This is a genomic window from Streptomyces sp. NBC_00341 (genome assembly GCF_041435055.1).
GTDB lineage: Bacteria > Actinomycetota > Actinomycetes > Streptomycetales > Streptomycetaceae > Streptomyces.
On sequence record NZ_CP108003.1, the window covers coordinates 244,666 to 255,797 of the forward strand.

The following is an 11,132-nucleotide window of genomic DNA, read 5'->3' on the forward strand; positions in this document are numbered from 1 at the left end:
GTGTCCTCGTTGTACGAGCTGCTCACCGAGCGGCTTTCCGAGGCGCGAGCAAACAGGGCGAGTGTGCTGAAGGCCCCGGCCGACAGCGCCGGTGAGGCGTACGAGAGGGAGATCGCCGCCGAACGTCTGGCCAAGGAAATCGGCCGGCTGGAGGGCGCCGAAAAAGGGCTGGTCTTCGGACGCATCGACTGGACGGACGGCACCGCGCTGCGCATCGGACGGATCGGACTCCACACGGAGGAGGACGACCTGCCGCTGCTCGTGGACTGGCGCGCGAACGCGGCGCGGCCCTTCTACGAGGCGACACCGGTCCACCCGATGGACCTGCGGCGCCGCAGGCATCTGCGCCTCGATGACCGCACCGTCGTCTCGGTGAGCGACGAACTGCTGGACGGGACCGACCCGACCCACGAGGACGTCGTGGGGGACGGCCCGCTGACCGAGGCACTGTCGGCCAGGCGCACGGGCAAGATGCACGCCGCCGTCGCGACGCTCCAGGCCGAGCAGGACGAGATCGTCCGCTCCCGCCACCGAGGGGTGACCGTGGTGCAGGGCGGGCCCGGCACCGGCAAGACGGTCGTCGCCCTGCACCGGGCGGCCTACGTCCTGTACGCGTTTCCGCGCGCCGCGGAAGAGGGAGTCCTGGTGGTGGGCCCGAACGCCCGGTTCCTCGACTACATCTCCCAGGTCCTCCCCTCACTGGGAGAGAACGACGTGGTTCTGGCGACCTGCCAGGAACTGGCCGGAGTGTTCACGGAGGCGGCGGACCCCTTCGACACGGCACGTCTCAAGGGCTCCTCCGCCCTCGCCGACGCCCTGGTCGGCCTGCTGCGCGTCCACCAGGCCCCCGCCGGTGACTTCACCGTGCGGGTCGGTCAGGAAGTGGTCCACCTGTCCGAGAAGGAAGTGGCCACGGCACGCGACGCCGCCGTGGCAGCCGTACCGGGGCACAACCCCGCGCGCCAGGTCTTCAAGGAGCTCCTGGCCGATGCTGTCACCGAGGCGATGCAGCGGGACATGGGCGACATCCTGGAGCAGATCGACGCCGATACCGAGAAGATGACGGGCCTGAACCTCGACCGGTTCACCGGAGCCGCCCAGCGCCGTACCGAAGGCGCGGCCGACCCGGATCCGGCCCACGAGCTGGACCTGGACGCCATCCGGGCCGACCTCCTCGACGACGCCGGCGTCGACCGGGCGGTCGAGGCGCTGTGGCCGCGGCTCCTGCCGGGCGGCCTCGTGGAAGAGCTCCTGACGCAGGCCGGCGCTCTCGCCGAGCACCTGCCCGGCCTGACCGCGCAGGAGCGGTCCCTGCTGCTGCGAGGTCCCGACGACCCGTGGACCGGCGCCGATGTCCCGCTGCTGGACGAGGCGGCGAGCCTGGTCGAGGGTCCCCCCGAGCGGACGTACGGGCACGTCGTCGTCGACGAGGCGCAGGAACTGACCGCCATGCAGTGGCGGATGATCGTCCGCCGTTGCCCGGCAAGGGCGATGACGCTGGTGGGCGACTTCGCCCAGGCAGGTCCCGTCGCGACAGCACGCGACTGGACGGAAGCGCTGAGCCCCCACGTCGGACCCCGGTTCAAACTGCACAACCTGACCGTCAGTTACCGCACCACGCAGGAGATCCTGGAGAGCGTCCGGGACCTGCTCACGCGGATCGCTCCGGACCAGAAGCCCACACGGTCACTGCGAAGCGGTGAGAGCCCTCGCTCGCTGACCACACCTCAGGACGGGTCTGTCACCGCCGTCGTCCAGGAACTGCGCGCGCAGAGCGCCGCGCACCCGGACGAGCTCCTGGGGGTGATCTGCGCGGACACCAGGGTGAGCGAGCTGACGGCCCTGGGCATCGTGGACCAGGCACGCATCGTGCCGGCGTCCGAAGCCCGCGGCCTGGAGTTCGACGGGGTCGTCGTCCTGAACCCCGAGGAGATCATCACGGCCCGCCCCGGTGGGGAGAGAGACCTGTACGTAGCCCTGACCCGGGCCACCAAACGGCTCTGCACCATCACCGCCCAGCCCGCCTGACGACTCCGCGCCCGCGTTGCCACGAGGGCGCGTCGAGTGCTCACAGCAGCCGGTCGACGAGCCCATCGACGTAGTCGGGGGTGAGTTCCATGCCGAACAGGACCCGGATGTACATCGGGGCGAGGACGTGGTCCAGCACGTCGAGCGGGGCGGGGGCCTTCTCGCCGCGCTCGACGGCGCGGTCGAGCATGGACTGCAGCTGCCGGGTGCGTTCGTCGCGCAGGCTGTCACGTGCCTGCCGGCCCAGCCGGTCCTGCTGGCCGGTACCGGTGCCGGTGAGGGCGACGGCGAGGCGCACGAGTGCCAGGCCGTCGGGTCCGGTGATCTCGCGGGCGACGTTGGCCGCGTAGGCGTGCAGATCGCCGGAGAGGCTTCCGGTGTCGGGCATGGGTGACTGCGCGTTGAGGCGGGCGAGCGCCACCTCGGAGAGGAGGTCCTCCAGGCTTCCCCACCGGCGGTAGATGCTGCTGTCGGCCACACCCGCGCGGGCTGCGACCTCTCCGACGGTGAAGTGGCCGTAGCCCCGCTCACTGATCAGAGCGGTCACCGCCTGGTGCACCTGTGCGCCGACGCGGGCGCTGCGCCCGCCGGGCCGTCGGGTTCGCTGTCGTTCGTCCATGCTTCCACCTTAACGCAGTCAACACTTGCGTTTAAGGGTAGCCCTCCGTATAGTCCACTAACGCAGCTCCTGACTGCCTTAAAGCGCCCAGAGGTCGACCACGCCGGTCGTGGCCGGGCGCAATCGACGATTGAGAGGAATCCCCATGGCTGCATCGCCTGCGACAGCAGACAGCCGACCGAACCGGGCCGTGCTGCTCGCGGTGACCTGCCTGGGCCAGTTCATGGTCCTGCTCGACAACACGATCGTCGGAGCAGCGCTGCCCGACATGCAGCACCGGCTCCACACAGAACTGACCGGCCTGCAGTGGATCGTCGACGCCTACGTACTCCTGGTCGCCATGCTGCTCCTGACCGGCGGCGTCCTCGCCGACCGGTTCGGCCGCAAGCGGATCTACCTGACCGGCGTGGCGGTGTTCACCGCCGCATCGCTGGTCTGTGCCCTCGCACCCTCGGTCAGCTGGCTGATCGCCGGCCGGGTACTGCAGGGCATCGGGGCCGCGGCACTCGCCCCCGCCTCGCTCGCCCTCCTCGTCGCCGCCTACCCCGTACCGCAGGAGCGCGTCAAGGCGATCGGGCTGTGGGCCGGACTCAGCGGAATCGGCCTCGCCGCAGGCCCCGTGGCCGGCGGCGTACTGACCCAGGCCTTCGGCTGGCCCGCCATCTTCCTCGTCAACCTGCCCTTCGGTGTGGGCCTTCTGCTGGTCGGCCTGCGCCGCCTAGAGGAGTCCCGCAACCCGAACGCCCCCGCGATCGACATCCCCGGCGCGGCACTGTCCGTCCTCGCCGTGGGCGTGATGACCTACGGCCTGATCGAGGGCGGTGCCCGCGGCTGGACGTCACCGGAGATCCTTGCGTGCTTCGCCGCCGCGGTGATCCTCCTCGCCGCCTTCATCACCGTCGAAGCCCGCCGCGTCGCGCCCATGCTGTCCCTGCGGCTGTTCAAGCAGCGCCTGTTCACCGTGTCCAACACCGCCATGGTCGTGGTCGGGTTCGCGATCATGGGCTCCTCGTTCTTCTTCTCCCAGTTCTTCGTCTACGTCCAGGGCAGCTCGATCATGCGTGCCGGCCTGCAGACGCTGCCCCAGTCCCTCGCCATGGTCGTCGTCAGCCCGTACGCAGGGCGGCTCGCCGCCCGATACGGCTTCCGCGTCGTGGTCACCACCGGCCTCGCCCTGGCCGGCCTGGGCCTGATGGCACTCGGCACCGTCCACGCCGACACCGGATACGAGAACGTGTGGTGGCGTCTGGCACTCGCCGGCACCGGATTCGCTCTGGCCATGTCCCCACTCACGGGAGCCGCCATCCAGGCGGTCAGCCCGCAGGAAGGCGGCCTGGCATCCGGCGTCAGCAGCACCACCCGGCAGATCGGTGGCGTCTTCGGCGTCGCGGTACTCGGAGCCATCGTCCGCTCCCGGCAGTCCGGCGGCGCCACCTTCGAGACCGGCCTCAACAACGCCTTCCTCGCGGCCGGCATCATCACTCTGGTCACCGCCGTGTTCACCGGACTGTGGCTGACGAGGCCCAAGCCCACGGAAGGCCCCGCAGCACCGCAGCGTTCCTTCGAACCGGAGGCGGTCCCCACTCCGAACGACGTACCCACGACCAGCCGCTGACGGTGCCCCGGCCACGGCCGGGGGCCTGTCAAACGCCCGGCCGTGCCCTGGCCGGTGATGACGGTCGCGTACCTGCGGCTGCGCCGGCGGCGCGTGGCCAACGGGGGAGGGCTCGACGACTGTTCGCTGCAGGGGCGGGTGTTGTCAGTGCCCTGGGCTACGGTTTTGGTGCCCGATGGGCCCCGACGACCCTGATGGGCCGCGACGTTCTCGCCCGGCCGATAAGCCCGGCCGGGCGAGAACCGCGATGCTCGCTCCCCATTGTTCTTGGCACGGGAGCGGGCTCTTCCGGATGGGAAGGCCGACGCACAGGGCGTCGTCTCCTATTGGCGGGGGTCGCTGGCGTGAATGCAAGGAAATCAGGGAACTTCCGCCCTCGGTGCGCCGACTTGCTCGGGAACGGTCACGGGTGTTCGTCAGAGGGTTACAAGTGACCGGCGATGGTCCCTGATTTCGTACCTGCCCGTGTTGCCCGTGGTGTCATTGTTCCGTGATTTCATGATCACCTGGTGTTACGACTCACCTTCCCTACATGCTGGTTGCTCTCCCGGCAGGACGCGGCTGGCACCCGCTCTCCCGGGACCGTGGCGGTCTCCGGATGGGCCGCGCGGGAACGGCACAGGCCGCACATCGGGAAGGCACTCACATGCAGATGCGACAACTCGGGTTCCTCGCCGCCACGGGGGTGGTGTTCGTGTGGAGTGTGGTGATGGTGGCCCTTGATCATGTGGCCGCCATCGCCACACTGGCTCCGACGCTGGGCCTGACGGTCCAGCAGATCACGCACGCCGCCCGAGCGCAGACCGTACCGACTTCCGGGGCCTGTATAGCCTCCCTTCCGGAACAGGAGGGCGAGGCGCCGTGACCACCGACCCCCCTCTCCCGCCCAACCGGGCCGCCCACAAACGGCCCGGACGCAAGCTCGGACCGATCTCGCAGAACGTCGGGCCCACCCACCACGCATGGCTGACGCCGGTCCGCACCGCCTACCTCTGCAGCGGCCTGACACTCAGAGAACTGAGCGTCCGCGTCAACCTCGCCACCTCGAAACTCTCCGAGTTACTGCGCGGCACCGGCCTCTACCCCCGCTGGGAAATCGTTCTGAGCCTGGCCACGGAACTGAAGATCCCCGACTGGCCGTTGCACCGGCTCTGGCGGCAGGCAGCGTTCGAGGCCCACAAGAGCCGCGAATGGACCGCCCGGTCCGGCGAGCAGGCGCTGACCACCTCTCACACCGCCCCGCCCCTGGACCTCAAAGCCTTCCGCGAGCTCATGGAGAACCACTACGTGCGCTACGCCCAGTGCTTCCTCAACGACGACCAGCGCGACACGGCGGTCCAGGACACCTTCGACATCCTGTGGCTGCGGTGGAACGAGGCCCTCGCCAGCAGCGACGCCCGCCACTTCGCCTGGTGGGTGTTCCGGACCACGGTCATGGCCCGTACCCCCCACCTCGATGGCCACCCCGAACTGGCCGAAGCCGCCTTCGACACCGTCGCCCTGCAGGCCCTCACCAGCCAGACCGAACGCCTGCAACAGATCACCGAGAGCATCATGCTTTTCAAAGCGATCAGCCGGCTGCCCGCCCACCAACTCGACGTCATGGTCCTGCGTCGCCTCTGCGGCATAACCCCCCGGGCCTCCTCATCCCTCATGGGGGTCCCACTGGCCACCGTGCGCTCGGACGAGCGCCACGCCGTACGCGTTCTGGAAAGCCTCCTCTGCCCGCGGAACCGGACCGAAGGGAACCCCGCATGACCTGCATCGAAGACCTCCTCTCCCGCGCCCTGCTCGTGGGCGAGCGCGCAGTGCCCCGCGACATCGTCCCCGTGCTCACCCGCCGCACCGCCCCCGATGACACGCCCCTGCCCAACACCGCGGCGCAAGACCTGCACGGCCTGTGCGAAACCCTGGTCAAACACACTCCCGGCTCCGAGGTCGCGGACTTCCTCACCGAACAAGTCCCCGAGCCACGCAGCGCCCTGATCCTGGCCTGCGTCCTGGAGCTGACCGACACACCCGAAGGCGCGCGTTTCTGGTGGGAGTACGCCGCCGGCGCGGGCCAGTCGGCCGCCGCCTACTGCCTCTACCTCCACCACCTGGCCCTGGGCGAACGCGAGACAGCCGACTGGTGGCACCAGCAGACCGACGATGTCCAGCAGCAGACACCCACATCCGCCACAGAGCCAGAGGCCGATTGGCACCCGGGCAACCACCTGGTCGCCAGCTCGTCCACCAGCACCGTCCTGCGCGTACTGCGCCACCTTTCCCGAGACGTGAGCCGGCCGCGCTCGGCCGTGGTCGCCGAACTCATGGAGTACATGCCCACCGCAGTATCCATCGGCTACCTACGCGAGCCCGATGTGGATCTGCCCTTGCCAGGAAACGACTTCGCCGCCCGCATCGTCGCCGTCCTGGACTCCGCTGACCAGCGCCCCAACCTTCCGGACGGCATGCCCGCACGCAACGCGACCGGCGAGGACCGCCGGCACCGGAACAACGCACCGGCCTCCGACTGTCGGCCCGCAGCCGAGGAGGAAGAATTTCATCCGTGGGGAGAGACCGCCACGCGCTGAGCTCTCCCCACAGCCGTCGCCCTGACCGGCCGTTCACCGTCCGGTCAGGGCAGTGCGACCGGCGCGTAGACGCCGCGAACCTCCGCCTCGCCCGGATCGATCTCGTCCCACATCCGCCACGGCCCTCCCCAGGGGTCCGGGTCCACGGCGAACGTCCCGGACTCCATGAGCACCGGAAGCTGGGCCCCGTTCCCGTACTTCTGACGAGCGTGGACTGGCAGTGAGACCTGGGACAGCGAGGTGGCTCAACTCGGCTCCGCAGCCCGCACACACAAAAGCAAACAAGTGTCCTCCGCCTGGGAATCAGGCGCATTTTCGTAGCTCGCCAACAGCCAACCAACATGTTTCTCATCCGATGCGGGAATGGCACCTGCCACCGTCGGGGAGTACCGAAGCAGCGCGGACAAGTGTCAGCCGCACGCCTCTGTGCTCGAAACCGCCCGGCCTACCTGTCCGACACCGCGGCCGCCGATGTCCTGGCACTGCTGGGCCGGCGGATCGGCGAGACCCTCGACAACGGACTCGCGGCCCGCCGTTACGGGATATCCGGCGACCGCCGCGCCCTGTCCGGTGTCCCGTGCCATCGAACCTGGACCGTTTGCCACTGAAGTTGAACGACCGGTGGTTCCGTGACAGCGAAGTTGGGCCGGGCGGGTGCCCCCTGAACGATCGCTACGCCAGATTCCCGGCTTCCGTCCCGGGCTCTTGGCCCGTGCCAGGCGCGACACCCACAGCAAGGAGCGCGACGGCGATGCGTTCGGTCTTACGCCGACGCTCCGGATGACGTCCGAGATGCTCACGCGCGGCGGCCAGGGTCTCGGCCGAGGGGACGGCACTGCGGCCGAGCAGGCGCTGCACCATCTCTTCCTGCCCGAACCCGACCGCCCAGTCCAGGGCGGTCCTGTCCTTCATCACCGCGTTGATGTCCACCCCACGGTCCAGCAGCAGGTCGACTGTTTGCGGGTGTCCCTCGTCGCCGGTCGTGGCTGCCAGCACCAGCGGTACGTAGCCCAGTCGGCCCTGGGCTCCGGTACGGGCACCGGCATCGAGAAGAACCCCGACAACCGCCGTGTGCCCCCGGCTCGCCGCTAGGCACAGCGGCGTCGACTCCTGGTACTCACCCGCCTGCTGCTCCAGATCAGCCCCCGCTCCGATGAGTCGGCGGACAACATCGGCATGCCCCTGCTCCACCGCCCGATCCAGCGCCGTACGCCCGTCACGGTTCGGCGTATCCACCACGGCACCCTGCTCCAGCAGCCGGGCCACCTCGATCATTTCGCCGTCGCCCGCCGACCGCACCAGTTGATCCGCGATGTCCATACCTCGATCATTCCGGACCTCCTGACCGGGGAACACCGGGGTCGTCCAACTTCAGTGGCAAACGGTCCAGGTTCGATGGCACAGGACATCCGGCACGATCCTGTAGCCCGACGATCCCAGCTGCGCCTATGTGGCACACAGCCCGTTTCCCAGGTCGGCGTGGTGCGATGTGAGGGTGTGAGGCGAGGGCCTCACACGGCCGGGCAGCAAGCAGGGAACCCTCACGCCGACTGCATGACATCGCAGATCTGCGATGTTCCCCAGGAGATCCATGCACGGCTGCTGCATACAACGCAGCGCCCTCGCTGGCCCTGCTGCCTGCGACTTTCCCCTCCAGGGGAACGATGTACGCACTCGTCGGGACAGTCGGCGCGTGTTCTAGAGAACCAGAACAAGACGGTTCCCCTAGTGATACCGATTCTGGCCCCGTGCTCGCCTTCCGGGAAGATCGTGCGGGCCCGTGGACATGCGAACGGCGCCGCACTCTGGGGTGGCGGCGCCGTGGCGTCAGGAAGGGTCCTGGAGGGCAGCTCAGGCGCTTTGCGCGAGGTTTGCGACCTGGGCGGGCGAAGCGGGTTCGGCGCTGCTCGGTGAAGCGGCCGGGTGCGGCCGCCTTGATCTCCGGGACTTTCATGACGTAGGAGGGTGCCCCAGCCGGGTCAGCCGACAGCGTGCAGTGTGCCGCGGCGTTTGCCCGCGGCCGCCTTCTTCGCGGCGGCCAGAGCGGCCCGTTTCTTTCGCTGCTCGGCAAGCTGGTCTTGGTAGGCGGCGACAGCCCTGTGGTAGTCCGCCACATATGTCTTGCTGTCCAGCCGATCCGCCTTGGGCATCGCCTTGACGGCGTCCAGGGCGTCCTCGGGAGAGTTGTAGCCGGCGAGCATCGCGTTGATCTGGTAGACGCCGTTGCGGACCTTCTTGACGAGCTTGGCCAACTCCAGTTCCCGCAGTGCGGCGTTCACGCTGGGGCGGCTGAGCCCGAGCAGCTCACCGAGGGTTGCCTGGTCCATCGCGATGCGGCCGCCGGCCTCGCTGCGCGCCCGGAGCTTCAGCAGCGCCCGGTAGGCGGCGGGTGGCAGGTCCAGGTCGGCGAGAAGACCGTCGGCGTTGGTTGCCGACCACTTCAAGGTACTCACTGAGCTGATCCCTCCTCCTGGCGCTGCGCACGGGCCAGTCGGCGTGCAGCGCGTTCCTCGGCCCGCTTCTTGCGCAGTTCCTCGATCGCCTCGCGCATGTGCTCCAGCGACGGGAACCGCACCAGATCCGGCAGGTTCTCGTCCCTGCGGATCTTCGCAATCGTCTTGTCCTGGTCAACCTGCACGTACTCGGCTTCGACCAGCTCCGTGCCCGGGATGAACTCTGCTACACGGTACGAGTAGGGCGGGTTGAACTGGTAGAGGCCACGGCGAACCTTAAATGCGATCCCATGGCCCATGATCTCCTGGAGGGCCTCGTTGATCTTTGAGCGGGGCACGTCCAGGACCGTCGCCATCTCCTCCTGCGTCAGCCGGATCTGCCCGCCCGCCTTCTGGCAGGCGATCATCAGCAGAATCAACCGTAGCGGCAGAGCCTCGCGGAAGTACTGCGCGATCAAAAAGAAGAACTCCAGCGAGTCCATGGAGAACGCCTTGGGGCGCTCCGGGGTGTCGTAGACCTCCATCGGCTTGCGCTCGCCGCTGAGCGAGAGCTTTCGGCGCGGGTAACGGCGAGCGACCGAGTCGAGGTCTTCCACCGGCTGCACCGGCTTGGTCCATGCCTGGATCTCGTCACCGAGGGGCAGCTCCGTACGGCGCAGTGCGCGCTTTGGTGCGGGCCGATGGCGCTGTGGCTCGGGTGTCACGCTGCTCTCCGCTTCGCTGATCTTGGTCAGCAGCAGTATGTCAGCCACACCGACAGATATGTCGGTCTCACTGACATTCCGGCGTGTTGTGTCCCCCAGGAGGGACAGATCTCCCTCCCTGTGCGCGGCTGCAGGCCGCTCGGCGGAACGCCGGCACGGAACGTCGGCCTAACTGACGTTCCGTGCCCAAAAATGTCGGTGTGGCTGACATTTTGCCTGCGATGTGACTCCTCAGAAGGTACATATCTCAGGCGTTGTGTACCTTCTGAGGTGACATATCGACGGATTTGCAGGCCGCTGACCAGCGGGTTCTTGATCTGCGTAAGTATTAGGTGGCTGAGGTCACCCCCCCAGGTGCCGGACGTTCCTTTGTGGTCGAGGTGGCTTCGCGTGCGGCTTGGTGGAACGGGTGCGGGCCGTGGGCGGCATCAACGGCTCTGAGTCTCGGGTGGTACCGGCCGTGACGCTTCAAAGCACCGAGGAGTGGCTGATGCCGGTGAACGGTTCCGCCGCCCGGCCCCGGGGGCCGGGCGACTCAGCTACCTCCGCACGTTGAATTGCAACGTGCGCATATCGGGCTTCCGTTCTGTGGCTGAGCTATCCAGGGCCATGCGATTCTGAATTCTTACGGAAGTTATCGGAAAGGGGTATGGGGTGCAGCTAGAACTCCAGGGCTACACAGCTATTATCCATGATGCATCATCCAGGTTGTGCGTTTATCCGCTCGGGTGAAGCATCGTCGGATACCTGCCCCACTGTCACGGGTCACTGTATAAGCCAGCAGGTATTGGTGAACGCGAGCGTGACCACTTTCGAGGACAGGGGAGGGGTCAGGGTGGAGCGCAGCGGAACCCGTCACTGCAACAGGCCGGCACCCGAGCAGGCCGGCAGCCCGTCACCCCTGCTGCAGGGGCAGCAGCTGAGGTTCCCAAGCCCTACACAGTCCCGCACCCGATGCACCCGCCCCAATAGCCAGCCCAAGTGATCGCGCTTGCGCGATCACCCCTAATTCGCGCTTGCGCGAATTACATTCCCTTCAGGAATTCCGCTTGCGGAATCCCATTCCCGCGCTTGCGCGGGAACCCGCCTTGCGCTTGCGCAAGGCGGACCGCTCTGCAGCGGCTTGCCGCTGCAGTA

Annotated in this window: 10 protein-coding genes and 1 pseudogene; 6 read left to right on the forward strand and 5 right to left on the reverse strand. The window is 68.1% G+C overall.

What is annotated here, in order from left to right; all coding sequences use genetic code 11:
- The gene (locus tag OG892_RS39530) at window positions 1-2,028 is read left to right on the forward strand and encodes an AAA family ATPase (RefSeq protein WP_371631814.1); all 2,028 of its coding nucleotides are present in this window, start codon (window positions 1-3) and stop codon (window positions 2,026-2,028) included.
- Between the two features lie 40 nt (window positions 2,029-2,068).
- Here the strand turns inward: OG892_RS39530 and OG892_RS39535 are convergent, their stop codons facing one another.
- Window positions 2,069-2,647, reverse strand: a complete 579-nt coding sequence (locus tag OG892_RS39535; protein ID WP_371631815.1) for a TetR/AcrR family transcriptional regulator — start codon at window positions 2,645-2,647, stop codon at window positions 2,069-2,071.
- A 145-nt stretch (window positions 2,648-2,792) separates the two neighbouring features.
- Between OG892_RS39535 and OG892_RS39540 the strand changes: the two genes are divergently transcribed.
- The 4 genes from OG892_RS39540 to OG892_RS39555 all read left to right on the forward strand — a co-directional run bounded on the left by OG892_RS39540 (window position 2,793) and on the right by OG892_RS39555 (window position 6,838).
- Window positions 2,793-4,262 carry an MFS transporter gene (locus OG892_RS39540; protein ID WP_371631816.1) on the forward strand — a complete coding sequence of 490 codons (1,470 nt, stop codon included), beginning with the start codon at window positions 2,793-2,795 and terminating at the stop codon, window positions 4,260-4,262.
- Window positions 4,263-4,908: 646 nt separating this feature from the next.
- The gene (locus OG892_RS39545) at window positions 4,909-5,127 is read left to right on the forward strand and encodes a hypothetical protein (RefSeq protein ID WP_363223657.1); all 219 of its coding nucleotides are present in this window, start codon (window positions 4,909-4,911) and stop codon (window positions 5,125-5,127) included.
- Window positions 5,124-6,020 (forward strand): sigma-70 family RNA polymerase sigma factor, encoded by an 897-nt coding sequence (locus OG892_RS39550; protein WP_371631817.1) that lies wholly within the window; start codon window positions 5,124-5,126, stop codon window positions 6,018-6,020. Before OG892_RS39545 ends, OG892_RS39550 begins: the two co-directional genes overlap by 4 nt.
- A complete protein-coding gene (locus tag OG892_RS39555; protein WP_371631818.1) occupies window positions 6,017-6,838 on the forward strand; it encodes a hypothetical protein in 822 nt (273 codons plus the stop codon). The genes OG892_RS39550 and OG892_RS39555 overlap by 4 nt, the downstream gene beginning before the upstream one ends.
- A gap of 56 nt (window positions 6,839-6,894) precedes the next feature.
- Here the strand turns inward: OG892_RS39555 and OG892_RS39560 are convergent.
- Window positions 6,895-7,123, reverse strand: a pseudogene (locus tag OG892_RS39560) (hypothetical protein); the annotation flags it as partial.
- Window positions 7,124-7,245: 122 nt separating this feature from the next.
- On the opposite strand from OG892_RS39560, the gene OG892_RS39565 reads away from it, so the two are divergent.
- Window positions 7,246-7,446, forward strand: a complete 201-nt coding sequence (locus tag OG892_RS39565) for a hypothetical protein (protein ID WP_371631819.1) — start codon at window positions 7,246-7,248, stop codon at window positions 7,444-7,446.
- Window positions 7,447-7,510: 64 nt separating this feature from the next.
- On the opposite strand, the gene OG892_RS39570 is transcribed toward OG892_RS39565, so the two are convergent.
- The 3 genes from OG892_RS39570 to OG892_RS39580 form a co-directional block, all read right to left on the reverse strand.
- The gene (locus OG892_RS39570) at window positions 7,511-8,158 is read right to left on the reverse strand and encodes an ankyrin repeat domain-containing protein (protein WP_371631820.1); all 648 of its coding nucleotides are present in this window, start codon (window positions 8,156-8,158) and stop codon (window positions 7,511-7,513) included.
- 659 nt (window positions 8,159-8,817) lie between these two features.
- Window positions 8,818-9,291 carry a helix-turn-helix domain-containing protein gene (locus tag OG892_RS39575; protein WP_073737791.1) on the reverse strand — a complete coding sequence of 158 codons (474 nt, stop codon included), beginning with the start codon at window positions 9,289-9,291 and terminating at the stop codon, window positions 8,818-8,820.
- A complete protein-coding gene (locus tag OG892_RS39580; protein ID WP_371631821.1) occupies window positions 9,288-10,043 on the reverse strand; it encodes a hypothetical protein in 756 nt (251 codons plus the stop codon). Before OG892_RS39580 ends, OG892_RS39575 begins: the two co-directional genes overlap by 4 nt.
- Between the last annotated feature and the right edge of the window lie 1,089 nt (window positions 10,044-11,132).